This is a genomic window from Rhodococcus sp. NPDC080181 (genome assembly GCF_040702225.1).
GTDB lineage: Bacteria > Actinomycetota > Actinomycetes > Mycobacteriales > Mycobacteriaceae > Rhodococcoides > Rhodococcoides fascians.
This window is the reverse complement of sequence record NZ_JBFBKN010000030.1, coordinates 1-25,449: the sequence shown is the minus strand read 5'-3', so window position 1 is coordinate 25,449 and position 25,449 is coordinate 1. Positions and strand designations below refer to the sequence as shown.

At 65.4% G+C, this 25,449-nt stretch carries 24 protein-coding genes; 7 read left to right on the top strand and 17 right to left on the bottom strand.

All coding sequences use genetic code 11. From position 1 onward, the window contains the following. Positions 1–2: 2 nt before the first annotated feature. The 8 genes from AB0O58_RS23630 to glyA form a co-directional block, all read right to left on the bottom strand. The gene (locus tag AB0O58_RS23630) at positions 3–1,385 is read right to left on the bottom strand and encodes an L-serine ammonia-lyase (protein ID WP_366238864.1); all 1,383 of its coding nucleotides are present in this window, start codon (positions 1,383–1,385) and stop codon (positions 3–5) included. Continuing rightward, a complete protein-coding gene (locus AB0O58_RS23625; RefSeq protein ID WP_045841503.1) occupies positions 1,382–1,792 on the bottom strand; it encodes a glycine cleavage system protein H in 411 nt (136 codons plus the stop codon). Before AB0O58_RS23625 ends, AB0O58_RS23630 begins: the two co-directional genes overlap by 4 nt. Beyond that, positions 1,789–2,655, bottom strand: a complete 867-nt coding sequence (gene folP / locus AB0O58_RS23620) for a dihydropteroate synthase (protein ID WP_155289520.1) — start codon at positions 2,653–2,655, stop codon at positions 1,789–1,791. The genes AB0O58_RS23625 and folP overlap by 4 nt, the downstream gene beginning before the upstream one ends. Before the next feature lie 92 nt (positions 2,656–2,747). Beyond that, positions 2,748–3,326 (bottom strand): sarcosine oxidase subunit gamma family protein, encoded by a 579-nt coding sequence (locus AB0O58_RS23615; protein WP_032392912.1) that lies wholly within the window; start codon positions 3,324–3,326, stop codon positions 2,748–2,750. Then, positions 3,319–6,162: a 2Fe-2S iron-sulfur cluster-binding protein gene (locus AB0O58_RS23610; protein WP_366238863.1), complete on the bottom strand. Its 2,844-nt coding sequence runs from the start codon at positions 6,160–6,162 to the stop codon at positions 3,319–3,321. Before AB0O58_RS23610 ends, AB0O58_RS23615 begins: the two co-directional genes overlap by 8 nt. Next, on the bottom strand, positions 6,159–6,437 hold the full coding sequence (locus AB0O58_RS23605; protein ID WP_027494732.1) for a sarcosine oxidase subunit delta: 279 nt from the start codon (positions 6,435–6,437) through the stop codon (positions 6,159–6,161). The genes AB0O58_RS23610 and AB0O58_RS23605 overlap by 4 nt, the downstream gene beginning before the upstream one ends. A gap of 51 nt (positions 6,438–6,488) precedes the next feature. Continuing rightward, entirely contained in the window at positions 6,489–7,727 is a 1,239-nt protein-coding gene (locus tag AB0O58_RS23600; RefSeq protein WP_032373559.1) for a sarcosine oxidase subunit beta family protein, read from the bottom strand. Further along, positions 7,724–9,004, bottom strand: coding sequence for a serine hydroxymethyltransferase (gene glyA, locus AB0O58_RS23595; RefSeq protein WP_032373558.1), 1,281 nt, complete (start codon positions 9,002–9,004; stop codon positions 7,724–7,726). Before glyA ends, AB0O58_RS23600 begins: the two co-directional genes overlap by 4 nt. Positions 9,005–9,170: 166 nt before the next feature. On the opposite strand from glyA, the gene AB0O58_RS23590 reads away from it, so the two are divergent. Beyond that, positions 9,171–9,842, top strand: coding sequence for a GntR family transcriptional regulator (locus AB0O58_RS23590; RefSeq protein WP_027494729.1), 672 nt, complete (start codon positions 9,171–9,173; stop codon positions 9,840–9,842). Here the strand turns inward: AB0O58_RS23590 and AB0O58_RS23585 are convergent. Then, a complete protein-coding gene (locus AB0O58_RS23585; RefSeq protein WP_032367892.1) occupies positions 9,826–10,761 on the bottom strand; it encodes a LysR family transcriptional regulator in 936 nt (311 codons plus the stop codon). The two genes, AB0O58_RS23590 and AB0O58_RS23585, sit on opposite strands and share 17 nt — an antisense overlap. 137 nt (positions 10,762–10,898) lie before the next feature. Between AB0O58_RS23585 and AB0O58_RS23580 the strand changes: the two genes are divergently transcribed. Both AB0O58_RS23580 and AB0O58_RS23575 read left to right on the top strand, forming a co-directional pair. After that, on the top strand, positions 10,899–12,290 hold the full coding sequence (locus AB0O58_RS23580) for an SLC13 family permease (RefSeq protein WP_032373557.1): 1,392 nt from the start codon (positions 10,899–10,901) through the stop codon (positions 12,288–12,290). Positions 12,291–12,403: 113 nt separating this feature from the next. Further along, positions 12,404–13,540 (top strand): PrpF domain-containing protein, encoded by a 1,137-nt coding sequence (locus AB0O58_RS23575; protein ID WP_032373649.1) that lies wholly within the window; start codon positions 12,404–12,406, stop codon positions 13,538–13,540. A 60-nt stretch (positions 13,541–13,600) separates the two neighbouring features. Here the strand turns inward: AB0O58_RS23575 and AB0O58_RS23570 are convergent, their stop codons facing one another. Continuing rightward, positions 13,601–14,200, bottom strand: coding sequence for a TetR/AcrR family transcriptional regulator (locus tag AB0O58_RS23570; protein ID WP_032373556.1), 600 nt, complete (start codon positions 14,198–14,200; stop codon positions 13,601–13,603). Positions 14,201–14,262: 62 nt separating this feature from the next. On the opposite strand from AB0O58_RS23570, the gene AB0O58_RS23565 reads away from it, so the two are divergent. Together AB0O58_RS23565 and AB0O58_RS23560 are read left to right on the top strand one after the other, a co-directional pair. Continuing rightward, a complete protein-coding gene (locus AB0O58_RS23565; protein ID WP_283550988.1) occupies positions 14,263–15,798 on the top strand; it encodes an acetyl-CoA acetyltransferase in 1,536 nt (511 codons plus the stop codon). Then, positions 15,782–16,591 (top strand): enoyl-CoA hydratase-related protein, encoded by an 810-nt coding sequence (locus AB0O58_RS23560; protein ID WP_032373554.1) that lies wholly within the window; start codon positions 15,782–15,784, stop codon positions 16,589–16,591. The genes AB0O58_RS23565 and AB0O58_RS23560 overlap by 17 nt, the downstream gene beginning before the upstream one ends. A gap of 83 nt (positions 16,592–16,674) precedes the next feature. Here the strand turns inward: AB0O58_RS23560 and AB0O58_RS23555 are convergent, their stop codons facing one another. Further along, complete coding sequence (locus AB0O58_RS23555) at positions 16,675–16,893, bottom strand: hypothetical protein (protein ID WP_287451763.1); 219 nt, start codon at positions 16,891–16,893, stop codon at positions 16,675–16,677. A 225-nt stretch (positions 16,894–17,118) separates the two neighbouring features. On the opposite strand from AB0O58_RS23555, the gene bla reads away from it, so the two are divergent. Continuing rightward, complete coding sequence (gene bla / locus AB0O58_RS23550; RefSeq protein ID WP_287451764.1) at positions 17,119–18,048, top strand: class A beta-lactamase; 930 nt, start codon at positions 17,119–17,121, stop codon at positions 18,046–18,048. Positions 18,049–18,050: 2 nt separating this feature from the next. Here the strand turns inward: bla and AB0O58_RS23545 are convergent, their stop codons facing one another. The 6 genes from AB0O58_RS23545 to AB0O58_RS23520 all read right to left on the bottom strand — a co-directional run bounded on the left by AB0O58_RS23545 (position 18,051) and on the right by AB0O58_RS23520 (position 24,603). Further along, complete coding sequence (locus tag AB0O58_RS23545; protein WP_032373551.1) at positions 18,051–18,503, bottom strand: MarR family transcriptional regulator; 453 nt, start codon at positions 18,501–18,503, stop codon at positions 18,051–18,053. 68 nt (positions 18,504–18,571) lie between these two features. Further along, positions 18,572–19,381, bottom strand: coding sequence for a CoA ester lyase (locus AB0O58_RS23540; protein ID WP_287451766.1), 810 nt, complete (start codon positions 19,379–19,381; stop codon positions 18,572–18,574). Beyond that, a complete protein-coding gene (locus AB0O58_RS23535; protein ID WP_027494718.1) occupies positions 19,378–19,863 on the bottom strand; it encodes a MaoC family dehydratase in 486 nt (161 codons plus the stop codon). Before AB0O58_RS23535 ends, AB0O58_RS23540 begins: the two co-directional genes overlap by 4 nt. Beyond that, positions 19,860–21,026 carry an acyl-CoA dehydrogenase family protein gene (locus tag AB0O58_RS23530; protein ID WP_027494717.1) on the bottom strand — a complete coding sequence of 389 codons (1,167 nt, stop codon included), beginning with the start codon at positions 21,024–21,026 and terminating at the stop codon, positions 19,860–19,862. Before AB0O58_RS23530 ends, AB0O58_RS23535 begins: the two co-directional genes overlap by 4 nt. Continuing rightward, positions 21,023–23,020 carry an acetyl/propionyl/methylcrotonyl-CoA carboxylase subunit alpha gene (locus AB0O58_RS23525; RefSeq protein ID WP_366238862.1) on the bottom strand — a complete coding sequence of 666 codons (1,998 nt, stop codon included), beginning with the start codon at positions 23,018–23,020 and terminating at the stop codon, positions 21,023–21,025. The genes AB0O58_RS23530 and AB0O58_RS23525 overlap by 4 nt, the downstream gene beginning before the upstream one ends. A gap of 5 nt (positions 23,021–23,025) precedes the next feature. Further along, entirely contained in the window at positions 23,026–24,603 is a 1,578-nt protein-coding gene (locus AB0O58_RS23520) for a carboxyl transferase domain-containing protein (RefSeq protein WP_032373648.1), read from the bottom strand. A 110-nt stretch (positions 24,604–24,713) separates the two neighbouring features. Here AB0O58_RS23520 and AB0O58_RS23515 point away from each other — a divergent pair, with 110 nt between their 5' ends. Beyond that, on the top strand, positions 24,714–25,322 hold the full coding sequence (locus tag AB0O58_RS23515) for a TetR/AcrR family transcriptional regulator (protein ID WP_201010498.1): 609 nt from the start codon (positions 24,714–24,716) through the stop codon (positions 25,320–25,322). Positions 25,323–25,449: the final 127 nt, after the last annotated feature.

Here is a 25,449-nt window from a genome sequence, read left to right as displayed (position 1 = left end):
CTCTAGCACTCCACGAAGTTCACCGGCACGTTGATCGCGAGGCCGCCGCTGGAGGTCTCCTTGTACTTCGAGTGCATGTCGGCACCGGTGGAGCGCATCGTCTCGATCACCTGGTCCAGGCTGACGCGGTGGGTGCCGTTGCCGCGCAATGCCATTCGTGCGGCATTGATGGCCTTACCCGCCGAGATCGCGTTGCGTTCGATGCACGGAATCTGCACCAGCCCGCCGATGGGGTCGCACGTGAGACCGAGGCTGTGTTCCATCGCGATCTCGGCGGCGTTCTCCACCTGTTCGGGTGTGCCGCCCAGTACCTCGGCCAGACCGGCTGCGGCCATCGACGCCGCCGAACCCACCTCGCCCTGGCAGCCCACTTCGGCACCGGAGATCGACGCCATCTCCTTGTAGAGCGATCCGATCGCGCCGGCGGTGAGCAGAAAGCGCACCGTGCTGCCGTCGGGATCTGCGATCCCAGCGGCGGTGTAGCGAGTGGCGTAGTGCAGCACGGCCGGGATGATGCCGGCCGCGCCGTTGGTGGGTGCCGTGACGATTCGTCCGCCGGAGGCGTTCTCCTCGTTGACTGCGAGGGCGACGAGATTGACCCAGTCCTCGGCGAATTCGCTCGAACGGTTCGGATCCTCGGCATCGAGCCGCAGGAACCAGTCCCGTGCTCGACGCCGCACTCCCAGCGCGCCGGGAAGGTAGCCGTCGCGGGAGATGCCGCGAACCTCGCACTCGACCATGACGTCACGGATGTGCAGCAACGCGTCCCGAATCTCATCGTGCGTGCGGCGTTCGAGCTCGACCTCGGTCATGACGTCACTGATGCTGCAGCGTCGCCGCTCGCAGAGCTGGAGTAACTCCTTGGCCGACGCGAATCCGTTCGCGGAGGCGAGGGGTGCGACGGCCTCGACGCTTTCGGCCTCGGTCACCACGAAACCGCCACCGACGGAGAAATACACCTCGCTGTGCAGTTCGGTCGAATCCGCTGCGCGGGCAGTCAGTTTCATCCCGTTCGGGTGGAACGGCAATACCGTCAACGGACGCAGCACGATGTCGTCGACCGCCAGGTCGATCTCTCGGTGACCACCGAAGACGATTCGGCCGGTGGCCGCCATCGATGCCTGCCGTTCTTCCATGACCTCGGTCGTGATGGTCTCGGGCGCATGGCCTTCCAGGCCCAACAGTACGGCGGTCATGGTGCCGTGGCCGGCTCCGGTCGCAGCCAGCGAGCCGTACAGGTCGACAGCCAACTCTCGAACGTCGTCGAACGCAGACATCGTCCGCAGGTCGTCGACGAATCGGGCGGCCGCGCGCATCGGTCCGACGGTGTGCGAACTCGAGGGGCCGACTCCGACGGAGAAGAGGTCGAACACACTGATGGTCATGAGGTCGTCCGAACTGCGCCGGTCGGCTCGCGCATGGTCAGGTCGTCGAACGACGAGGCCGCAGGAGTCAGGACCGCGAACAGCCAGCCGGCACCGAGTGGATCGGCAGCGACGAGCGACGGGTCCTCGCGCACAGCGGGGTTGACGATCGTGACCATGCCGCTGGCCGGGGCGTACACCGTGACCGAGCCGGCGGACGTGTGGATAGTGCCGCACGCATCACCGGCGGTGAGCACGGTACGTACCGACGGAAGATCGACGCCGACGATGTCGGCCGCGTCGGCCAACGCTGCCGGCGTCACACCCACACGGCTCGGAGTCTGGGCCGGTGAGCCGAACGGGTCGACGGCCATCCAACCGTGCTCGGCGCTGAAGAGCCGACGGGCGGAGGAGAGGGATGCGGTCATGAGGTGGCCTCGGCATTCGTCGTGGATTGACCTGGGTGTGAGGGCAGTACGTCGAGCGACCGCACTGCCCGCATCACGGCCAGTGCGTCGATGGTGGCGGCGACGTCGTGAACCCGCAGGAGTGACGCCCCGTTCTGGGCCGCGAAGATCGCGGCGGCGAGTGATCCGGCGAGTCGGCCGTCGACCTCTCGGCCGGTGATGGCACCGATCATTCCCTTCCGCGACAGACCCGCCATGATCGGTCGCCCGGCCGCGGTGAGCGCCCGAAGGCTCTGCAGCAGTTGCAGATTGTGCTCGAGAGTCTTTCCGAATCCGAATCCGGGATCGACCAGGATGCGGTACGCCGGGATTCCGGCTCGGATGCATTCGGCGGCCCGGTCGTCGAGGAACTCGCAGACCTCTGCCGTGACGTCGCCGTACCGAGGGGAATGCTGCATCGTCGCCGGCTCGCCCTGCATGTGCGTCAGGCACACGGCAACGTCCAGTTCGGCAGCTGCGGCGAGTGCGCCCGGAAGACGAAGAGCACGAACGTCATTGATGACGCTCGCCCCGGCGCGCACCGCCTCTCGCATCACCTCTGGCCGTGAGGTGTCGACCGACAGCGGTGTCGAGGTAAGCCTGGACAGGGCGTCGATCACCGGTACGACTCGTTCGATCTCCTCGTCGACGGTGGGTGGGGTGGCCCCCGGCCGGGTCGACTCACCGCCGATGTCGAGCAGTTCGGTACCCTCGTCGACCATCGACAGAGCGTGCGCCACAGCACGATCCGAGTCCAGGAAGCGGCCGCCATCGGAGAACGAATCCGGGGTGACGTTGACGATTCCGCAGACGACCGGATGCGAGGTCGTCAACCGGGTCAGCAGCCGGTCGCGGGCATCGGCTGCCCGGGTTGCCGTGGAGACGGTCGTGAGCACTGCGGTCACCTTTTCTCTCGCGTCGGGTTCGGTGGTCCGACTCAGCCGGCGTCGGTGTATTCCTCGGCCGCGTCGGTCAGCCAGGCTGCGAGATAGCGTGCGAACGACGAGCGCACCAGGATTCGATAGTCCGTTCCGGTGTCGTCACAGGCAATGAGGATCATGCCTGCCATCGCCAGCATCGTCTGTACCGTCGACCCGGCCGGGAAGACGCGGGGGTGCAGATCGATCGAGCACCCTTTCGCCAACACGTCGCGGGCCCGGGAACCGCTCAGGCGCAGTCTGGTTCGCTGTGCGGACACATCGGTTGCCGCACCGCGATGCTCACGAACGGCCGAGCCGAGACGGTGTTCGAGTTCGACCGGATCGAGGCCCGCCCCGATCACCAGCCACTCCTCCGGGCCGAGCCAGATCGCGGTGGTGTTCGTGCCCTCGGCAACGCGTCCGGGGCCGGGCAGCTCGGTGCCGAGCTCGGCCGAGGCAGCGGCACCGCCCGGCCCGCTCGGGTCGACCCACAGGTCGATCCCGGCCAGGAACGGCTCCTCCACGATGCGTACAGCAGACGAGTCCGGCAGAACTGCTTCTGCGAGTGGGCTTCTGGCGGCGAGTCGGTCAGCCATCACGGCGGTTACCTTCCGGGTCGACGAGTACGGAGCCGGTGACTTCCACGGCGACGAGGGTGTCGCCCACCGGGACGTGCAGGATGTCGCCGAGTCGGTCACGCCCGGCCTCGAGCAGGGCCAGCCCGAACGGCCTGCCCAATTCTGCGCTGGCGTAACTCGACGTGACGTGGCCGAGCATCGGAACCGGAAGCTCGGGGAGGACGCCGCTCTCGGAGTGCTCGATGATCTGCGAGCCCTCGGGGAGGACGGTCTCCCGATCGACGGGCAGGAGACCGACGAACTGCTTGCGCAACGGGTTCCGGTTCTCGGCACGGTCGAACGAGCGCTTTCCGATGAAGTCGAGCTTCTTCTTCGATACCGCCCAGCTCATACCGAGGTCCTGTGGGGTGACGGTCCCGTCGGTGTCCTGGCCGACGATCGGGTAGCCCTTCTCGGCCCGCAGCACGTGCATGGTCTCGGTGCCGTACGGGGTGATGCCGTACTTCTCGCCCGCATCGATCAGCCGCGACCACAGTGCGTGGGCGTGCCAAGAATCGATGTTCACTTCGAAGGCCAGTTCACCGGAGAAGCTGATGCGCGCCACGCGTACCGGCACACCGTCGACCGAGGCGTCACGCCAGGCCATGAACGGGAACGCCTCGTTGGAGACGTCGAGCTCGGGGAAGATCTCGCCGACGAGGTCGCGGGAGCGCGGTCCGACGACGGGGAACGTGGCCCACTGCTCGGTCACCGACGTCAGCCGAACCGCCAGGTGCGGCCACTCGGTCTGCAGCCACTCCTCCATCCAGTCGAGCATTCCTGCTGCGCCGCCCGTGGTGGTGAACACCTGGAATCGGTCGTCCGCCAACCGCATCACGGTGCCGTCGTCGATCACCATGCCGTCGGCACCGCACATCACGCCGTAGCGAACCATGCCGACCTTCAAGTTGCTCATCATGTTCGTGTAGAACATGTCCAGCACCACACCGGCGTCGGGGCCCTGTACGTCGATCTTGCCCAGTGTCGAACCGTCGAGCATGCCGACGCTCGAACGCACGGCCGCGCACTCGCGGAGCACGGCGTCGTGCATCTCCTCGCCGGGCAGTGGATAGTAGCGGGGCCGCTTCCACTGTCCGACGTCCTCGAAGACCGCGCCGCGTGCGACGTGCCAATCATGAACTGCAGTAACCCGTTCCGGGTCGAAGGCCATGCCGCGGTTGCGGCCGGCCAACGCCGCGAACGCCACCGGGGTGTACGGCGGTCGGAAGGTGGTGGTGCCCAGGTTCTCCACCGGCTTGTCGAGCAGTTCCGCCACGATGCCCGAGGACACCACACCGGAGGTCTTGCCCTGATCGTGCGCGGTGCCGATCGTGGTGTAGCGCTTGATGTGTTCCATCGACGACATGCCTGCACCGACGGCGCGGACCAGATCGGCCACCGTCGCGTCTCGCTGCACGTCGACGAACTGACTGTCGGCTCCGAAGTCGTCGCGCACCCGCCACAGCACCAGTGACTCGGTGATCGGCACGGATTCGGCTGCTGGAGGCGGTGTTTCGGCGATGTCGAAGCCGAGACGGGTCAGCACGCCTGCCGCGGCCGAGTTGCCGTCGCGGAGGCATCCGGCCAGATCGAACACTCCCGAGGCCGATCCGGCGACGCTGATGCCCTCGACGTCGTCCGCCGGGACGAACGCGCCGAGTTCGCCGTCGTAGCGAAGCTTTCCGCGGGCCTGGCTGAAAAGGTGGACGGCGGGGTTCCAACCGCCGCTGACGAGCAGTACGTCGCACGCCACGGTGTCGGTGGCACCGTGGGCTCCGGTGACCAGTGCGTGGGTGACGCGGGTGTCGCCGCGTGTGCCGGATACGACGCTGCCGGTGCGCACCTCGATACCGCGCTCGCGGCACAGGCCGAGCCAGTGTTCCGGTGCCTCGGAGCGGGCATCGACGATGCGCGCGATGCGGACCCCGGCGTCGTGCAGATCGACGGCTGCCTTGTACGCGCTGTCGTTGGTGGTGAACACCACGGCCTCGGTTCCTACCGTCACGCCGTAGCGATGCAGGAACGTACGTGCACTGTGCGCCAACATGATTCCGGGTCGGTCGTTGTCGGTGAAGACGACGGGCCGCTCGTGGGCGCCGGTGGCCACCAGGATGTGACGCGAGCGAATACGCCAGACTCGCTGACGGCTCAGCGCTGCAGGAGCTTCCAAGCCCAGGTGATCGGTGCGGCGCTCGAGGGCGAGCACGAAGCCGTCGTCGTAGGAACCGAACGCGGTGGTGCGGCGCAGCAACGTCACGTTGGGGAAGGTCGACAACTCGGCCACCGCGTCGGCAACCCAGTCCAGGGCCGGCCGTCCGTCGATGACGTCGTCGGAGCCGAGCAGGGAGCCGCCGAACTCGCTCTGATCGTCGACGACGACCACGCGAGCGCCACTGCGGGCGGCGACCATAGCGGCCGTCAGACCGGCCGGGCCGGCTCCGACGACCAACAGGTCGGCGTGGGCGTGCATGGCGTCGTACTTGGCGGAGTCGGAGATCTCGGCGAGACGCCCCTGTCCGGGGATGCCCCGAGCGACCAGGCCGTCGTACAGCTCGATCGTCGTGGCGAGCAGCATCGGCTCGGGGAACGGCTCCTCGATCTGTACGAGTCCGCCGGTGTCCTCGGCCCACGCTGCGGTGAATCCTCGCGGCCTACCGAGCTTGATGCTGGTGGTGACCTGATGAATACCGTTGGCGAGCAACGCAGACGCCAGCGTGTCGCCGGGATGTCCCTGCAGGGCCGAGCCGCCGAACGTGAATTCGAAGGTGTTCGTGCGGTCGATGCGGCCGCCGGATGCGGTGCGGAATGCGGTCATGGGTTCACCGGCTTCGGGTCGTCGAGGCGATAGACACTGTGGATTCGATAGGTGGCGGTGTCCCGCACGGCGTTGAACCATCGCCGACAGCCCGCGCTGTGGCTCCACCGTTCCGCGAAGAGCCCCTTGGGGTTGTCACGGAAGAACACGAAATGCGCCCACTGTTCGTCGGTGAGGGCCGAGGGGTCCTCGGGGTAGGCGATGTGCGCCTGGCCGCCGTAGTGAAACTCGGTCTCTTCTCGACTCCCGCACCACGGGCATTCGATCAATTGCATTGCCACTCCAAGATTTCTCGTTCGGGTGCTGCGTGTGTCGGGGCGGAGAAACTAGTGCGCCACGCCTGCGGCACCGTGCTCGTCCACCAGCGCGCCGGTGACGAATCGGTCCAGACTGAACGGTGCGATGTACTCGTGCACCTCGTCGTTGGCGATGGTGTCGGCCAGGCACCAACCGGCACCGGGGGTGGCCTTGAATCCGCCTGTACCCCAGCCACAATTGAGGAACACGTTGTCGAACGGGGTGCGTCCGACGATGGGGGAGGCGTCGGGGCAGACGTCCACGATGCCGGCCCAGGTGCGCAGCAGGTGCGCGCGAGCGAGGACGGGGAACAACTCGACTGCAGCTGCCATCTGCCGTTCGATGATGTGGAACGCACCGCGCTGGCCGTAGCCGTTGTAGGAGTCGACGCCTGCACCCATCACCAGTTCGCCCTTGTGGGCCTGAGAGACGTACACGTGCACGGCATTCGACATGACGACCGTGGGATGCACGGGCTCGAGCAACTCCGAGACGAGGGCCTGCAGCGGATGGCTCTGCAGCGGAGTCTTGATGCCGAGCATGTCCGTCAGCGTCGAGGTGTGCCCGGCCGCGCACAGCGCGACCTGGCCGGTGGCGATGTCGCCACGCGTGGTCTTGACCCCGGTGACGCGGTTGCCGTCGGTGGTGAAGCCGGTGACCTCACAGTTCTGGATGATGTCGATACCGGCCGCGTCGGCGCGTCGGGCAAATCCCCAGGCGACGTAGTCGTGCTTGGCGATGCCGGCGCGTGGCTGGTACGTCGCACCGAGCACCGGGTAGCGAATGTCGCTGGAGATGTTGACGATCGGGCACAGCTTCTTGACCTCGTCGGGGTCGACCCACTGAGCGTCGATGCCGTTGAGTCGGTTGGCCTCGACGCGTCGCACGCTGTCGCGCACGTCCTGCAGGCTGTGCGCGAGGTTGAGGACGCCGCGCTGGCTGAACAGGATGGGGTAGTCGAGGTCGTCGGCGAGCCCTTCCCACAGCTTCAGCGAGTGCTCGTAGATGCGCGCGCTCTCGTCCCACAGGTAATTGGACCGGATGAGGGTGGTGTTGCGCGCCATGTTTCCGCCGGCGAGCCACCCCTTCTCCAGCACAGCAACATTGGTGATGCCGTGGTTCTTGGCGAGGTAGTGCGCGGTGGCCAGGCCGTGTCCGCCGCCGCCGATGATCACGACGTCGTAGGACTTCTTCGGCTCGGGGTTGCGCCACAGGAAGTCCGGATGGTCGGGCAGATGTGCGCCCGGAGGGGTTGCGGGGGCGGTCATCGGTAGCCTTCCGTCAGGTCGGAGTAGAGGGGGAACTGCGCGGCGACGGCTTCGACCCGGATTCGCAGTGCATCGAGTCCGCGGTCGTCGGTGTCGGGACGCAACGCGTGGGCGATGACGTCGGAGACCTCGGCGAACGCCGTGGCGTCCAGGCCGCGGGTCGCGAGGGCCGGGGTGCCGATGCGGACTCCGGAGCTCACCATGGGCGGCCGTGGATCGAACGGAACTGCGTTGCGGTTCACGGTGATTCCGACGTGATGGAGTCGGTCCTCGGCCTGCTTGCCGTCCAGTTCGGACTTGCGCAGGTCCACGAGAACGAGGTGGACGTCGGTGCCGCCCGAGACCACGTCGATGCCTGCGGCTGCTGCGTCGTCGGTCAACAGTCGATCGGCCAGGATCTTCGCGCCTTCGAGGGTGCGCTGCTGCCGTTCCCGAAAGTCCTCTTCGGCAGCAAGTTTGAAGGCGACGGCCTTGCCGGCGATGACGTGTTCGAGGGGCCCGCCCTGCTGACCGGGAAAGACCGAGGAGTTGAACTTCTTCGCCAGCGCGGCGTCGTTGGTGATGATGACGCCGCCGCGCGGTCCGCCGAGCGTCTTGTGCGTCGTCGAGGTGACCACGTGCGCGTGCGGTACCGGTGACGGGTGCAGTCCGGCGGCGACCAGGCCGGCGAAGTGCGCCATGTCCACCATCAGGTAGGCACCGACTTCGTCTGCGATGCGGCGGAATTCGGCGAAGTCGAGGTGGCGCGGGTAGGCGGACCAACCGGCCATGATCAGCTTGGGACGGTGCTCGTGGGCGAGGCGCTCCACCTCTTCCATGTCGACGCGGTGGTCGTGCTCGCCGACGTGGTAGGCCGAGACGTCGTACAACTTGCCCGAGAAGTTCAGCTTCATGCCGTGCGTGAGGTGTCCGCCGTGGGCGAGTGCGAGACCGAGAATCGAATCGCCCGGCTGCAGCAGTGCCGCCATGGCAGCGGCATTCGCCTGCGCACCCGAGTGCGGCTGCACGTTGGCGAACGACGACCCGAACAGGGCGTTGAGCCGGTCGATCGCGAGTTGCTCGATGACGTCGACGTTCTCGCATCCGCCGTAGTAGCGCCGGCCGGGGTAGCCCTCGGCGTACTTGTTCGTCAGTACCGAACCCTGCGCCTGCATGACGGCCAATGGTGCGAAGTTCTCGCTCGCGATCATTTCCAAGGTGTTCTGCTGGCGGCCGAGCTCGGCACTGATCGCGCGGTGCACCTCGGGGTCGAGATCGGCGAGTACTCGGTTCGTCACGCCTCTCGGGTGCGGTGCCGTCGCCGTCGGTGCGAAGTCCTGCGTCACGATGGCCGCCCTTCTGGAAGATCAATGATCTGGAACTGATATATCAAGATGCCAATAGAGTAAGATCACAAAGCAGAGCCGTCAAGGGCGGGGCGTCGACCGGGAGTGAGCAGACAAGATGACGATCGAAATTCAGCCGGTGATGGATGCAACGCAGTTTGTCGGAACCAATGCCGATCGAGCCTACGAAATAGTGCGTGAGCAGCTGATCATGCTTGAAATTCGTCCCGGTGAACCGATCAACGACGACCGCCTGGCCGAGCAATTGGGGCTGGGGCGCACACCGATTCGTGAGGGTCTGAAACGACTCGAACGTGAGCGCCTCGTCGTCGCGTATCCCCGACGCGGAACCTTCGCGACCGCCGTCGACATGACCGACCTGGCCAACATCTCGGAGATCCGCAAGCAGCTCGAGCCGGCGGCCTCGGCTCGTGCGGCGCGGACCGCGACACGGGCGGCTCGAGACCGGCTGGCCGAGCTCGCGGCCTCCATCGCGAGCATCGACGACACCGACGATTCACGCGAGGTGCTGCGCAAAGATGTTGCGGTGCATCGAGAGATCTATCGGGCGTCGGGCAATCCTCACCTCGAAGACATTCTGGTCAGCCTCGACGCGCACGCCACGCGCATCTGGTGCCTGTTTCTCGACCGACTGCCGAACGTGGCCGGCCATGTCCGTGAGCACGTCGTGTTGCTTCAGGCGATCATCGACGGCGACGCCGATACCGCTGCCGAACTGACCCTCGAACACGTCACCGGCTTCGAGAACGCGATCAGGGAACTGTTGTAGTCGCCGCCGCGATGCGCTCGGCGGCACCGCGCAGCGCGGTCGAGATGGCATACATCGCCGGGGTGTACTGACGCCTGGCGAGTGACGCGATGTAGATGACGCGCGTCGGCACCCGATCCGTGTCGGGGAAGTCGATGGTGGTGACGTCGGGTCGATGGTGAATCACCGACAACCCGGGCACCATGGCGATTCCGACACCGGCAGCCACCATGGCCTCGATCTCCTGATAGTCGTGGGCCTCGTAGACGACGTCGGGCTCGAATCCTGCTACGCGACAACTGCGATAGAGAACTTCGGCAGCCGGGTGGTCGTTGCTGCGGATGATCCATCGTGCGTCACGAAGGTCGTGCAGCGACACGTCGTGCTGGACCCGATCGTCGTCGATCGGCAGCAGCAGCACAGTGGGGTCTTCCATCAGCGGTTCGAGTGACAGAGATCGTTCTGCCTCCTCCGTCCAGGCGTAGCTCCACAGCAGCGCCAGGTCGATTTCGCTCGAATGCAGCATGTCGAGCAACTGCGGGCGGACCGCCGATCGCACGCGGACGTCGACGCCGGGCCATCGTGAGTGGTAGTCCTTCAACGCGTCGGAGAGCAGTGACGCGCTGACCGTGGGAAACGAGCCGAGCCGCACCGAACCGCGTTCGAGCCCTCGGATCGCTTCGAGGTCGCCGCTCGCGGCGCGCATCTCCCGTCGAAACAGCCGGGCGCGGCTGGTGAGGATTTCGCCGGCTTCGGTGAGTTGTACGCCGCGTGGCAGGCGGGTCAACACCGGTTGTTTGATGCCGTGTTCGAGTTTGCTGATGCGCTGCGACGCCGCGGAGGGGGTCATGTTCGCCCGCTCGGCACCGGCCGTCAGCGATCCGGCCTCGGCGATGTCGAGAAGAAGAAACAACGTCACGACGTCGAAGGTGTGGTTCATACGTCTATCTTTCAGCTGAGCTAAACGGCCAGGTAGCAAAACGATATTGTCCTAAAAGGCGGACGTCAATAGTGTGACTGGGACAACGTTCGAGTGCGGATGTAACCGAGCACCTACCAGCCACCTGAAAGACGCCCATGACCTCCATCGAGATCCTCCCGCTCATCGCATTGGTTGCGATGTTCGTGATCGCAACCTTCTTTCCGATCAACATCGGCATCCTCGGCTTCATCGGTGCCTTCGTGGTCGGATACTTCGCGCTGGGATTCGACGACAAGGAAATTCTGAACGAGTTCCCCAGCTCGATCGTGTTGACCATCGTCGGAGTCACCTACTTCTTCGGCATGGCCAAACGCAACGGCACCATCGATCTTCTGGTCAACAGCTGCATCCGAGCGGTGCACGGTCGAGTGACGGTGGTTCCGTGGGTGTTCTTCTTCGTCGCCTCGGTCCTGACTGCACTCGGTACCTTCAGCCCCGCCGCGGTGGCGCTCATCGTGCCTGCAGCCATGGCATTCGCAGCTCGAACCGGCATGAGCCCGCTGGTCATGGGCATCATGGTCATCAACGGTGCCCATGCAGGCGCGTTCTCCCCGATCTCCGTCTCCGGTGTCCTGGTTCGCGACATCGTCGAGAACAACGGCCTCGCCCTGAACCCGTGGACGCTGTTCTTCGCCAGCTACGGCATCAACCTGCTGCTCTCGGTGCTGACGGTTGTCGGCTACGCGGCCCTGGCCCGCATGAAGGGCTTCGAGTACACCGCAACGGGGTCCACCGACCCCGCTCCCGGCAGTGGCCCCGTCGGCGGAACGCCGGTCAAGACGTCCGTCCCCACCGGCGGCGGTACCGGCGGCGGCAGCTCGGCAGGCGGCAGCACCCAGGTGCTCACTCGTCCGACCACTACCACCCTGGTCGACGCCCCGGCCCCGGTCACGTTCGTCCAGAAGCTCACGCTCTTCCTCATCGGCGCACTCCTGGTACTCGTTCTCGTACTGCACTTGCCGATCAGCTTCATCGCCATCGGAGCCGGAGCGGTCCTGGCGTTCACGGATTTGAAGAAGCAGAACGAGGCGATCGCAGACATCAGTTGGTCGACGGTTCTGTTGGTCGCCGGCATGGTCACCTACATCTCGATCCTGCAAGAAGTGGGCACCATCGATCACCTGGCCGAAATGGCGATCACCATCGGCGCTCCGATCATCGTGGCCATCGTGCTCTGCTACGTCATCGGCATCACCTCGGCGTTCGCGTCCTCAACCGCCCTTCTGGCCGCCGTCATCCCGCTGGCCATGCCGCTGCTGGGAACCGGTGCACTGCCGGTCGTCGGAGTCGTCGCTGCTCTGGCCATCTCGGCCACCGTCGTCGACGTCTCGCCCTTCTCGACCAACGGTGCGCTGGTGCTGGCCAACGCTCAGAACATCGAGCGCCCGCGCTTCTACCGTCAGCTGCTGCTCAATGCAGGAATCGTCGTCGCCATCGCGCCGGCCCTGTGCTGGTTGATCCTGGTGGTCGTGCCCGAGCTGTTCTGACCGAGGCGAGCACGTTAAGCGCTGCTGCACGGACTGAACATATTTCGTAATTGTGCTTGACCATCCTCTGTCGCAGGGTGGAAGCATCGGATCCTGATCGGAAGGCACACCAGATGTTCACTCTTCGTGGAACGTGGATGCGTGGAGGCACCAGCAAGTGCTGGCTGTTCAACGCGGTCGACATCGACCCGTACATCGCCGACGCCGGCGGTCTCGACAACATCCTGACCGCGGCCTTCGGTTCGGGTGACCCGCGTCAGCTCGACGGGGTCGGGGGCGGCAGCTCCACCACCTCCAAGGCCGCCATCGTGCGACGCTCCAGCGCAGCCGGTATCGACGTCGACTACCTGTTCGCTCAGGTTGCCATCGAGAACCGCACCGTGGAGTGGGGCAGCAACTGCGGAAACTGTGCGACGGCGATCGGCCTCTACGCCGTGCAGACCGGTCTCGTCGCCGTGGACGACCACGTCACCGTGGTCCGGATGCGCAACGAGAACACCGGCGCGATTCTGGCGGCGGAGATCGCGACCCCCGGCGGACGCATTCCTGCCGAGGGTGACGCGTCCGTCCCCGGCACCACGGCACTCGGCGTCCCGGTGGGGTTGACCTTCACCGATCCGGCCTCGGATCGAGTGACGATGCTTCCCACCGGCGCAGAGGTCGATCGAGTCGCATTCGGCGGCAACGAGTTCCGCGGAACGTTCGTTCGAGCGGGCGCACCCGCCGCATTGTTCGACGCCGCCGATTTCGGGCTGACCGGGTCGGAGACGAACGACGTCGTCGCCGCTCACGTCCCCACCCTCATCGCGCTACGGCGACAGGCCGCTCTGCGGATGGGGCTCAGCAAGCCCGAAGAACCTGTCTCGCATGCCATTCCGAAGGTCGGGATCGTCGGCCCGCCGCGGGAGTACGTGACGACGACGGGTGAGCACGTTGCCTCCGCCGACTACGACATCTCGGTACGCATGCTCTCGATGATGGCCCCGCACCCGGCGATCGGACTGACCTCCGCGGTGGCCGTGGCCGCAGCGGCGACGGTCATCGGTGGGGTCGTCACTGCCAACGCAGGGTCCGGCCGTCCGGGAACCATCCGAATCGGTACCGCCGCGGGAGTGCTCGAGGTCGACTACACGGTGGACGCCAACGGGTTACTGCAGTCGGTCACCCTGCACCGCGCAGTGCGACGCATCGCCACCGCAGACCTCTTCGTGGTGCCGATGCCGGCTCTGGTCGGTGCCCACGCGTTCTGAGCAGCTTCCCTCGTGCGCGTTTTGCGTACCTGGAGGCGCGCAAAACGCGCACGACCGGAGCTACACACCACCGAGCACAGCATCGACCAGACTTTCTGCGTAGACGCGGTCCTCGGTGTCGCCTCGATCGGCATCGGTGTGATGCGAGAAGATGACGTGGCTGAGAACCGCTCCGGTTACCAGTTCGAGAATCCTGGTGGTATCGGCCGACTCGGGTAATTCGCCCCGTTTCTGGGCTCGGTGCACGATCAGCCGGGCCGCAACCAGTCGGCTTCGGTTGAGTGTGTCGATCATGTGCCCGAGTAGGTCGGGGTGCACCCGCGCATCGAGGGCGACGCGCAGGCTGACGAGACCGGCCGTTCCTCGGTAGCCCTGCAGAAGCTGCACCGCCAATTCGACGAGATCCGCCCGCAGGTTGCCGAGGTCGATCGGTGTCGCGAGCGGACTTCGAGCGTCCAGCGCGTCGACGACCAAGGCCCCCTTCGATTCCCAGCGCCGATAAAGCGCCGCCCTGCCGACGGACGCGCGGCGGGCAACGGCGTCGAGTGTGAAACCCGACCAGCCTTTCTCCCAGTAGACCTCGAGCACTGCGTCGTAGACGCGGTCCTCCAGATCAGGATCACGCGGCCTACCCCGTCGGCTCCTGGTTTTGTCGGTCACCCAGGGATTGTGGCACCTACCCGGCATTGCGGACAATCTGTGTCTGTAATAGGTTCCCGGTCATGAGTTCAGTACCCCACGAGGCGTCGACGGTGGATCCGAGACGTGTTCCGGTGATCGTGGCTATCGGTGAGACAAGCGGCCGCGGCGAACCCATGGGCGTCGAACCCATGGAACTGATCACCCGCGCTGCCACCGAGGCACTCCAGGATTCGCCGACGTCGGAGCCGTGGATTCGCAGAGCGGACAGCATCACGTTCTGCCACATCGCCAGCTGGGCTTACGCCAGTCCCGCCGCTGCGCTGGCCCGTAGATTCGGTGCCACCCCCACAGATGTGTTCGACGCGCCGATCGGTGGCCAGTGGCCCGCACGCCTTCTCGATCGCGCAGCCTCGCGCATTGCGTCCGGGGAGTCGACGGTAGCGGTGATCGCGGGCGGTGAAGCGCAGGCCTCGATGGGCGCCTTGGTCAAGGCCGGGCGAGAGCCCGTGCGGGATGGGGGATGGAGCGCGGACCCGGGAGGTCCGCCCACCTTCGACCTCGATCAACTCGGAAGTGCCGCAATGCAAGAGGCCGGACTGATCACTCCGGTTCGGATCTATCCCCTGTTCGAGAGCCGCTTCAGATTCGAGGCCGGACTGGATCCGGAGTCTCGACTGGCCGAGTGCAGCGACCTGTATGCGGAGTTTTCGGTTGTCGCCCAGAAGAACCCGTACTCGTGGAACGGGCGAGTGCGGACGGCTGCCGACATCGGCACGCCGTCGCCGAAGAACCGCATCGTGTGCGAGCCGTATCCGTTGTCGATGAACGCCATGCCCTTCGTCGACCAGGCAGCGTGCATCGTGGTGACCAGCTTGGCCGAAGCCCGAGAACGCGGTGTCCCTGAGGGCGACATCGTGTTCGTCTGGGGCGGTGCGGGTGCCGAGGATTCGGTCGACATTCTCGACCGCAGCGATTTCGGCCGGTCTCCAGCGATGGAGGATGCGATGGACCGAGCCTTGCGCGCCGCGGAGATCGGAGTCGAACAACTCGACGTGGTCGACGTGTACAGCTGCTTCCCGATCGTGCCGACCCTCGCCACCCGACACCTCGGAACGCCGAAATCATTGGTACCCAGTGTGACCGGTGGTCATTCGTCCTTCGGTGGTCCCCTCAGTAGCCATTCGCTGCATTCGATCACCGCATCCGTCCGCGAGATTCGCGGCGGCAAGAACTGCGCACTGGTGCACGCGAACGGTGGCTATATGACGTATCACCACTCGGTGCTGCTCGGTGGCGACCAGCACCCACTGGGCTACGTCGGAAATCCCGAACCCGCAGTGCTGACGCCGGATTCACCGCCTCGTGCACCTGTACAGGACGGGACTCTCGTGGTGGAGACAGTGTCCGTCGAGCATTCTCGGCAGCAGGAACCGAACCAGGCGTTCCTCGTCGCGAGAGACGAGCGGGGGCGACGCGTCGCCGCACAGACGGCACCCGGGGACACGGCCAGCGCCCGTGCGCTGTCTCTGTATCGAACCGACCCGGCACGCGAAATCATCGGGACCACAGTCACTGTCGACACCATCGAGGGGAACATTCGTGTCCGAAGCAGCTAGCGCCGAACCTGTCGTCCTGACCAGGCGGGAAGGTCACGTACTCGTCGTCACCATCAACCGACCGCGAGCTGCCAACAGCATCGATGCCCGCGTGCACACGTTGCTCGGGGAGGCGTGGGAGTCCGCCGAGGCAGATCGAGACATCCGAGCCATCGTCCTGACCGGCGCGGGATCGGCGACTTTCTGTGGCGGTGCCGATCTGAAGGCCCTCGGCACCGGAGGACCCGGCGCGGTGACCCCGCCCGAGACCGAACACTGGGGGTTCGCCGGCATTGTGCAACACCCGATCTCGGTCCCGGTCATCGCGGCCGTGAACGGGTCGGCGATGGGAGGAGGAACCGAGATAGCTCTGGTCTCGGACATGGTCGTCGCGTCGGACACGGCCGTGTTCGGACTGCCCGAGATCCGGCGTGGTCTCATCGCCGGTGCAGGTGGCGCTTTTCGGCTGATGTCCGCGGTGCCGGAACACATTGCCCTGGAGATGATCTTGACCGGACAGCCGATCTCCGCGCAGGAAGCCGCACGGTGGGGATTGGTCAACAGAGTTGTGGCCCCGACCGAGGTCCTCGACACCGCGCTCGAACTCGCTCGGCTCTGCGCGGAAGGCGCTCCGCTGGCGGTGCGCGCATCCAAGCGTCTGGCCCGACGTATCACCGACGGTGCCATCGCGCACGAGAAAGATTCGTGGGCACAGAACCGTCAGGAATTGGATCGACTCACCACCACGCAGGACGTCGTCGAAGGAATCACCGCATTCCTGCAGAAACGCGATCCGACGTGGACCGCGCAGTGAGCGTGGGAAATCCCGCCCGTACTTAGACGGTTACAGGGCGGGAGGCACCGTCGAAAGTCGAGTGATCCTCTCGCAGTGTTCCTCTATCGGGCAGTGACCTCCTCGTGCTCGTCGCTTGTGGGATTCTCGGTCCAGGGATTGGATTCCCACGCAAAATTAAGTGCGAAGACGACGCCCGCACCGACCAGCACCATCGATGCGGCTCGCCAAAGCGGAATGTCTCCGCCGACGCCCCAGATAATTGCCAGCGCGACGACGGCACCGACGACCGGGCTCAGTATCGCGCGTGTGGTGGCGTTCATAAGGTGCCTCCTGATTGTTGTCGTCCGGGCGGCTCGTTCGAGGTCGATTGAGGCCTCCGTTACGTACCAGAAGTAACGATAATGGAGCTGAAGGTTCCACGCACCCGCGTGGTCGGCTTTCGCGACCAGGCGCTCGAGCCCGCGAACAGCTGCTGGGCCGAAAGCGGAATGAAAGGGCGTGGGGCCAGTAGCTACGTACCGACGGTTCTGTGATCGCATGACCCCATGCGTACCTCGACATCCACCCGACTGATCACCGTGATCGCGGCGGCAACGTTGACGGCAGGCATCGCGTGCTCCTCGACGGCCACTACCGAACCACCGCAATCCCCAGCGAGTACATCTCGGACCGCGACCGATCAGGCGATGGCCGAACAGCCATATTTCCAGCTCGAGGCGAGGGACAGCGCTCGGCTCGGCGTCAGCGCACTCGATCTCACGTCCGGATCCATCCAGAGTTATCGCGGTGACGAACGTTTCGCGTTCTGCTCGACGTTCAAGGTGTATGCCGTCGGGGCCGTACTCGCCGCCGTCGACGCAGGCAGGCTGCAGCTGACCGACACCAGAACAATCGCCGCAGAGGACAAGGTGCCCAAGTCGGCCGTCGATTGGGCACCCGGCTCGGTCGTCACCATCGCAGATCTCGCTTCCGCAGCGTTGACGAAGAGCGACAACACATCCGGCAATCTGCTGATACGTGAAGCAGGTGGCACAGCGGCGCTCACCGACTTCGCGCGATCGCTCGGCGACACCGAATTTCGACTCGATCGCACCGAGCCGGAGTTGAACACGGCCATCCCCGACGACCCTCTGGACACCACAACTCCGAACTCGATGGCCGCCGGCTATCGGACCCTGCTCGACGGAGACGTACTGACGCAGGCATCACGACAGCAGTTGCTGGACTGGATGGCGGGCACACAAACGTCCACGGCCCGATTCCGCGCGGGCATTCCCCCGCAGTGGACGTCGGCCGACAAGACCGGAACCGGTAGCTACGGTGTCTCCAACGACGCGGGCCTGGTGCTCGGACCCGAAGGTCAGAGGATCCTGCTCGTCGTCCTCAGTGCTACGACGTCGGGCGCGGAGGACTCACCGGCCATGAACGCCCTTGTCGCCGATACGACTCGGACGGTCGTCGAACAGCTGGGTTGACGTCAGTTCGCAGATCGGCGGACGGCGTCGACGAGGGGTACGAGGTCCGGTTCGCGTGCTGCTTCGTCGAGGGCCTCACGCAGGGCCGCGTCGTTGGTCGGCCGCGCTGCCTCGAGCAGAGCCAGGCCTTCGTCACTGACGTCGGTGTAGATGCCGCGGCGGTCGGTGGGGCAGAGATAACGGGTGAGCAGTCCGCGGTCCTCGAGGCGGGTGACCAGACGGGTCGTTGCACTCTGGCTCAGGACGACGGCGTCGGCCACCTGCTTCATCTGCAGGTGTCCGCCCACCCCGTCGTGCTGACGTGCCAGGACGTCGAGCAGCCAATACTCGCGAGCGCTGAGGTTGTGGCCGGCCTGCAGAGCTTTCTCGATGCGGCTCTCGATGCGACCGTGCAGGACCGACAACGCCAGCCAGTTCTGGGCGAGCGCCGTCAGAGCGGGGTCCTTCGCCGTCATTGCTGCGCCTTCCGTGCCGATGCTCGTACAGCCACCGTACAGCGCCTGCCGTTAATCGGCGTCTGCAACTACATCGGTCGGCGGGCGACGATGCGTCGAGCATGGGCCAGCACCGGTGCGTCCACCATCTGACCTCGGAAGGCGAACACCCCGCGATTGTGCTCGACGGCGTCGAGTACGGCCCTGGCCCAATCGATTTCCTCGACCGTGGGCGCATAGGCCTCGCGAATGACGGGGATGTGGCTGGGGTGGATGGCCACTTTGCCGTCGAAGCCCACGGCTACAGCGTCGTCGGCCTCGGCGCGCACCCCGTCGAGATCGGGGATGTCGAGGTAGACCGAATCCAACGCGAACAGTCCCCGCGCCTTGGCGGCCAGCAAGGTCTGCGATCGAACATGCTGTGCGACATCGCGGTAGCGGCCGTCGCTCAGTCGACTCGAATTCCCGCCCATCGCAGCGACCAGATCCTCGGCACCCCACATGGCACCGATGGCATTGTCGGCTGCGAGTGCGTCGAAGACCGTCATCGCGCCGAGCGGAGATTCGATCAGTACGACGACATTCAGCGGTTCCAAAGCTGCTATCTGACCGGCAGATTCACATTTGGGCAACATGACGGTCGTGTACTCGGTGCGCTGCAACGCGTCGAGGTCGGCAGCCTGGTCTTCGGTGCCGTGCGCGTTGACTCGAACGATGGTGCGCGACGGGTCCAACGGTGTCGACACCACGGACTCGCGAGCGCCGGCTTTGTCCGCGGCACCGACAGCGTCCTCGAGATCCAGAATGACGACATCGGCTCGGGCCGCTGCCTTCTCGTATCGCTCGGGTCGATCAGCGGGACAGAACAGCCACGCCGGGCCAGGGGGAATCCAGGTCACGACGCGTCGTCCTCGGGCCGCATCCGGACGAGAGTCTTGCGGACGGCAATCGCTACGACGTCACCGTGCTGATTTCGACCGGTGTGGGTGAACGTCACGATTCCCTCGCCGGGGCGGGACTTGGATTCGCGCTTGTCCGAGATCACCGTCTCCGCGTAGAGGGTGTCGCCGTGAAACAGCGGCTTCGGGAAGGAGACCTCGGAGAAGCCGAGGTTGGCGACAATCGTGCCCTGGGTCAGCTGCGTCACCGACAATCCGACGAGGGTGGACACGGTGAACATCGAATTCACCAGCCGTTGACCGAAAGATGTTGTCTCACTGTAGGCGGCATCGAGATGCAGGGCCTGGGTGTTCATCGTCTGTGTGGTGAACGATGTGTTGTCGGCCTCGGTGATGGTGCGGCCGGGGCGATGTTCGTAGACGGTACCGAGCTCCATCTCCTCGAACCACAGGCCGCGTTGCCGAATGCGCTTGTCGCTCATAGCCCCAAGCTCCGGGCGATGAGCATCAGCTGAACCTCGGTGGTGCCTTCACCGATTTCGAGGATCTTGCTGTCGCGGTAGTGACGGGCGACAACGTATTCGTTCATGAATCCGTAGCCGCCGTGAATCTGCGTCGCGTCGCGGGCGTTGTCCATCGCAGCCTCGGAGGCCACGAGCTTGGCGATGGACGCGGCCTTCTTGAACGGCTTGCCCGCCAACATCAGTGCCGCCGCGTCGTAATACGCCGTCCGTGCGGTGTGTGCGCGTGCCTCCATGCGGGCGATCTTGAACGAGATCGCCTGATTGCGGGCAATCGGAGCGCCGAACGCCTCGCGCTCCTTGGCGTACTTGACGCTCTCGTCGACGCAACCCTGAGCCGCACCGACCGATACGGCAGCGATCGCGATCCGGCCCTCGTCGAGGATGTGCAGGAAGTTCGCGTACCCGCGGCCTTCCTGGCCGAGCAGGTTCTCCTGCGGGACTCGTACATCGGTGAAGCTGAGCGGGTGTGTGTCCGAGGCATTCCAGCCGACCTTGTTGTACGCCGCTTCGGCCACGAACCCGGGAGTGTCGGTGGGCACGAGGATCGACGAAATCTGCTTGCGTCCTGTTGTCTCGTCGACGCCGGTCACAGCGGTGACGGTCACCAGTTCGGTGATGTCGGTTCCGGAGTTGGTGATGAACTGCTTGCTGCCGTTGATGATCCAGTCACCGCCGTCGCGCTTGGCGGTGGTCTTGGTGCCGCCCGCGTCGCTACCGGCACCCGGCTCGGTCAAACCGAAGGCAGCCAGTGCCTTGCCCGCGGTGAGCTTGGGTAGCCACTGCTGCTTCTGCTCGTCGTTGCCGAAACGGTAGACGGGCATGGCACCGAGCGAGACGCCTGCCTCGAGCGTCATCGCGACGCTCTGGTCGACCTTGCCGAGCTCTTCGAGTGCCAGGCACAGGGCGAAGTAGTCTCCGCCCATGCCGCCGTACTCCTCGGGGAAGGGCAGACCGAAGAGGCCCATCTCGGCCATCCCTGCGACCACCTCGTACGGAAAGGAGTGCTCGGCATCGTGTTTCGCCGAGACCGGCGCGACGACGGTGCGGGTGAAGTCCGCCACGGATTTGACCAGTTGCTGGTATTCGTCGGGCAGATTGGACGACGACAGATGTTCGGTCATGACTTGTCCTCTTCGGTGTCGGTGGGAACGATGCGGGCGAGGACCTGGTCGACGCGGACCTGATCTCCTACTGCGACTGTGAGTTCGACGGTGCCGCCGATGGGCGTGGTCAAGGTGTGTTCCATCTTCATCGCCTCGACGACGACGATGGCCGTGCCTGCGGTGACGGCGCTACCGGAGGTCGTTCCGATCGCGATGATCGAACCCGGCATCGGCGAGAGGATCTCTGCGTCGCCGGACTGCGTGTCGTCCTCGCGCACATTGGGTTCGGCGATTCGATCGATTCTCCAGGTGCCGCGTGAGCTGGATACCCAGGTGGACGATTCGTTTCGGGCTACGGTCATCGAATCGCGTCGATCATCGAGTACGAGGTCGATGGAATCCTCGGTAGCGGAGGCCCGCAGTCGGCGCGGTTCTTCGTCGTCGACGACGACCGTCGCCGCATCGAGGGTCCCGGTGATGGACACGTGCGCGGTCCGAGTGCCGGATGTCAGCCGGAGCTGGAACGGTGCGTGCGCTCCCACCCGCCAGCCCGACGGCGTTGCCCAGATGTCCTGGCCCGCCTCCTGCCACGTATCGAGCCAGGCGACGGTGGCTGCGGCGATCATCGCCTCGTCGGGGGCGTCGGCGGCAACGAAATCCTCGACGCGGCGGTCCAGTAGGCCGGTGTCGAGATTGCCGGCACGGACCTCGGTGTCGGCGAGCAGGAATCGAGCGAACTCGATGTTGGTGACGACGCCGAGTACCGAGGTATCGGCCAGCGCACGATCCAGGCTGCGCAGCGCTGTAGTGCGATCGGGGCCGTGCGCGATGACCTTCGAGAGCATGGGGTCGTAATTGCTGCCCACCTCGGTGCCGACGGCGAGACCGGAGTCGACGCGGATGCCCGTGCCGGTGGGCTCGCGCAACCCGACGACGGTGCCGCCGGTCGGGAGGAATCCGCGGCCGGGATCCTCGGCGTAGACGCGCGCCTCGATGGCGTGCCCGGTCAGTCGAATATCGTTCTGACTCAGCGTCAGTGACTCGCCGGCGGCGATCCTGACCTGCCACTCCACGAGGTCGATGCCAGTCACCATCTCGGTCACCGGGTGTTCCACCTGGAGTCGAGTGTTCATCTCCATGAAGAAGAAGTCGTCGGGATGATCGGCGGAGACGATGAACTCGACGGTGCCGGCGCCGGAGTAGTCGACGCTGCGAGCGGTGTTGCAGGCAGCCTCGCCGATACGCGCTCGGGTCTGCGCGTCGAGCAGTGGAGACGGCGCTTCTTCGATGACCTTCTGATGGCGTCGCTGCAGGCTGCATTCACGCTCACCGAGGTGGATGACGTTGCCGTGACCGTCGGCGAGGATCTGCACCTCGATGTGCCGGGGACGCAACACGAATCGCTCGAGGAACAGCGTGTCGTCGCCGAACGAGGAGGCCGCCTCGCGGCGGGCACTGGCCAGCGCGGCGGGCAGATCCTCGGCGCGCTCGACCAGACGCATGCCCTTGCCGCCGCCACCTGCGGACGGTTTGACCAGGACCGGGAATCCGACGTCGGGTGCACCGGCGACGAGGTCGTCGTCGGACAGTCCCGGTCGGGAGATGCCGGGTACAACCGGGACACCGAAAGCGCTGACCGCGGCCTTGGCGGCGATCTTGTCGCCCATCACCTCGATGGCCTTCTCCGGCGGCCCGAGGAAGGCGATTCCGGCTTCGGCGCAGGCCGCAGCGAAGTGGGAGTTCTCCGAGAGGAAGCCGTAGCCGGGGTGAATTCCCTGTGCGCCGGTGGCTTTCGCGGCGGCGATCACCTTGTCGATGTCGAGGTAGCTCTCACGTGCGCTGGCAGGGCCGAGTCGTACCGCGGTATCGGCTTCGCGGACGTGCCGGGCGTCGGCGTCCGCATCGCTGTAGACGGCGACGGTCCGAATGCCCATGCGGCGCAACGTTCGAGCGACGCGTACCGCGATCTCACCGCGGTTGGCGATCAGAATGGTGTCCAACATCGTGGTCATCTCTCTCACATCCGGAAAACGCCGTAGGAGACCGGCTCGAGCGGCGCATTGGCGCACGCCGAGAGTGCCAGTCCGAGAACAGTTCTGGTGTCGGCGGGGTCGATGATGCCGTCATCCCACAGCCGGGCCGTCGAATAGTAGGGGTTGCCCTGACTTTCGTACTGGTCACGAATCGGAGCTTTGAAGGCCTCCTGGTCTTGCTCCGACCACGGATTGCCCGACGCATCCAGTTGGTCACCTCGGACGGTGGCAAGGACGGACGCCGCCTGTTCACCGCCCATCACCGAGATCCGCGCGTTCGGCCACATGAACAGGAAACGCGGGGAATACGCTCTGCCGCACATGGAGTAGTTGCCTGCACCGTAGGAGCCGCCGATGACGACGGTGATCTTCGGAACGCGGGCGCAGGCCACTGCGGTGACCATCTTCGCGCCGTGTTTGGCGATGCCGCCGGCTTCGTAGTCTCGGCCGACCATGAAGCCGGTGATGTTCTGCAAGAACACCAGTGGGATGCTGCGCTTGTCGCAGAGTTCGATGAAATGTGCGCCCTTCATCGCAGATTCGGCGAACAGCACACCGTTGTTGGCGATGATTCCGACGGGATGGCCGTGGAGGTGGGCGAATCCGGTGACGAGTGTCTTGCCGTATTCGGCTTTGAACTCGTCGAATTCGCCTGCGTCGACCACCCGGGTGATCACCTCTCGCACGTCGTACGGGGTGCGTGGGTCGGTGGGGACGACGTCGTAGATCTCGCTCTGGTCGACGATCGGGTCGCGGGTGGGAACGACATCCCATGGCCGCGGCGTGCGGGGCCCGAGGGTGGAGACGATCTTCCGGACGCGGCGCAATGCGTCGCGGTCGTCGTCTGCCAGATGGTCGGTGACTCCGGAGACCTTCGAGTGCAGATCTCCGCCACCGAGTTCCTCGGCGGTGACGACCTCGCCGGTCGCGGCTTTCACCAGGGGCGGGCCGCCGAGGAAAATGGTTCCCTGATTCTTGACGATGATGGCCTCGTCGCTCATTGCAGGCACGTATGCCCCACCCGCAGTGCACGAGCCCATCACGGCGGCGATCTGCGCAATTCCTTTGGCGCTCATGGTCGCCTGGTTGAAGAAGATGCGTCCGAAGTGGTCGCGGTCAGGAAACACCTCGTCCTGACGCGGGAGGAATGCGCCGCCGGAGTCGACGAGGTAGATGCACGGCAGTGTGTTCTGCAGGGCGATCTCCTGCGCGCGCAGGTGCTTCTTCACCGTCATCGGGTAGTAGGTGCCGCCTTTGACGGTGGCGTCGTTGGCAATGATGATGCACTCTCGACCGGCCACGCGACCGATGCCGGCGATCACGCCTGCCCCGGGGCACTCGTCGTCGTATAGGCCGTTGGCCGCCAGCGGTGCGATCTCGAGGAACGGGCTACCCGGATCCAGGAGTTCGTCGACGCGGTCGCGGGGGAGCAGCTTGCCGCGGGCGATGTGCCGTTCCCGGGACTTCTCGCTACCGCCGAGTGCTGCCACGGCGAGCTTCTGGGAGAGCTGCTGCGCGAGTAGCTGATGATCTGCGCGGTTGGCAGCGGTATCGATCGCCATGAGATGCACGCCTTCAGGGGTTGGACGTCGGTGTCACACAGGGTTCAGTTAATCGTTGATAACTGACATGATAGTAAACTACGATTAACCGAGAGTCCAGGTTCGAGGGGGTGGCAGTGCAGGAGATCGAGGTCAAGCCGGCCACGGTGCGTGAGCAACGCAAAGCCGAACGTCGGCAGCAACTGCTCGATGCCGCGGCCTCGCTGTTCGCCGAACGCGGGTTCGCCTCCGTGCGGCTCGAGGATCTGGGTGCAGCCGTCGGCATCAGTGGACCGGCCGTCTATCGCCACTTCCCGAACAAGGAGGCGGTGCTCGTCGAACTGATGGTCGGAATCTCGGAGTATCTGCTCGACGGCGGTCGCGAGGTGGTCGGCTCGCGGAAGGTCGACGAGGAGACTGTGTCGGCCCTGGTCGATTTCCACCTCGACTTCGCTTTCGAGACACCGGCTTTCATTCGGATTCAGGATCGCGACCTGCAGAGCCTCCCTGAGGGTGCTCGCCGCAAGGTGCGCCGCATGCAGCGCGAGTACGTGGAACTGTGGGTGGCGACCTTGTGTGCCGTCGACCCGGAATTGAACGAGGCCGATGCGCGCACCACGGCGCACGCGGTATTCGGACTCATCAACTCCACGCCCTACAGCGCGGGCCGGACGCCGTCGCGCAATGCTCGGCCGGTGTTGCGAACGATGGCACTGGCGGCACTGGGCGTATCGCACTGATCTGAGCGTCCACAATGGGCGTCGACGATCGCGATCCGGGCTGTTGCGATTTGAGCTGGTTCGGTGTGCTGCGTGTTGAGTGGTGGCTGGTGTGGTCGGCTGAGAGAATGTGTTGGTGGCCAAAGGG

What these genes read in the sequence shown, in the direction of transcription:
- AB0O58_RS23625 (WP_045841503.1), bottom strand. Translation starts at nt 1,792, where the DNA reads ATGACCGCATCCCTCTCCTCCGCCCGTCGGCTCTTCAGCGCCGAGCAC.
- AB0O58_RS23580 (WP_032373557.1), top strand. Translation starts at nt 10,899, where the DNA reads ATGACCTCCATCGAGATCCTCCCGCTCATCGCATTGGTTGCGATGTTC.
- AB0O58_RS23600 (WP_032373559.1), bottom strand. Translation starts at nt 7,727, where the DNA reads ATGACCGCCCCCGCAACCCCTCCGGGCGCACATCTGCCCGACCATCCG.
- AB0O58_RS23545 (WP_032373551.1), bottom strand. Translation starts at nt 18,503, where the DNA reads ATGACGGCGAAGGACCCCGCTCTGACGGCGCTCGCCCAGAACTGGCTG.
- bla (WP_287451764.1), top strand. Translation starts at nt 17,119, where the DNA reads ATGCGTACCTCGACATCCACCCGACTGATCACCGTGATCGCGGCGGCA.
- AB0O58_RS23590 (WP_027494729.1), top strand. Translation starts at nt 9,171, where the DNA reads ATGACGATCGAAATTCAGCCGGTGATGGATGCAACGCAGTTTGTCGGA.
- AB0O58_RS23630 (WP_366238864.1), bottom strand. Translation starts at nt 1,385, where the DNA reads ATGACCATCAGTGTGTTCGACCTCTTCTCCGTCGGAGTCGGCCCCTCG.
- AB0O58_RS23520 (WP_032373648.1), bottom strand. Translation starts at nt 24,603, where the DNA reads ATGGCGATCGATACCGCTGCCAACCGCGCAGATCATCAGCTACTCGCG.
- AB0O58_RS23565 (WP_283550988.1), top strand. Translation starts at nt 14,263, where the DNA reads ATGAGTTCAGTACCCCACGAGGCGTCGACGGTGGATCCGAGACGTGTT.
- AB0O58_RS23585 (WP_032367892.1), bottom strand. Translation starts at nt 10,761, where the DNA reads ATGAACCACACCTTCGACGTCGTGACGTTGTTTCTTCTTCTCGACATC.
- AB0O58_RS23535 (WP_027494718.1), bottom strand. Translation starts at nt 19,863, where the DNA reads ATGAGCGACAAGCGCATTCGGCAACGCGGCCTGTGGTTCGAGGAGATG.
- AB0O58_RS23525 (WP_366238862.1), bottom strand. Translation starts at nt 23,020, where the DNA reads ATGACCACGATGTTGGACACCATTCTGATCGCCAACCGCGGTGAGATC.
- AB0O58_RS23605 (WP_027494732.1), bottom strand. Translation starts at nt 6,437, where the DNA reads ATGCAATTGATCGAATGCCCGTGGTGCGGGAGTCGAGAAGAGACCGAG.
- AB0O58_RS23575 (WP_032373649.1), top strand. Translation starts at nt 12,404, where the DNA reads ATGTTCACTCTTCGTGGAACGTGGATGCGTGGAGGCACCAGCAAGTGC.
- AB0O58_RS23615 (WP_032392912.1), bottom strand. Translation starts at nt 3,326, where the DNA reads ATGGCTGACCGACTCGCCGCCAGAAGCCCACTCGCAGAAGCAGTTCTG.
- AB0O58_RS23555 (WP_287451763.1), bottom strand. Translation starts at nt 16,893, where the DNA reads ATGAACGCCACCACACGCGCGATACTGAGCCCGGTCGTCGGTGCCGTC.
- AB0O58_RS23530 (WP_027494717.1), bottom strand. Translation starts at nt 21,026, where the DNA reads ATGACCGAACATCTGTCGTCGTCCAATCTGCCCGACGAATACCAGCAA.
- AB0O58_RS23610 (WP_366238863.1), bottom strand. Translation starts at nt 6,162, where the DNA reads ATGACCGCATTCCGCACCGCATCCGGCGGCCGCATCGACCGCACGAAC.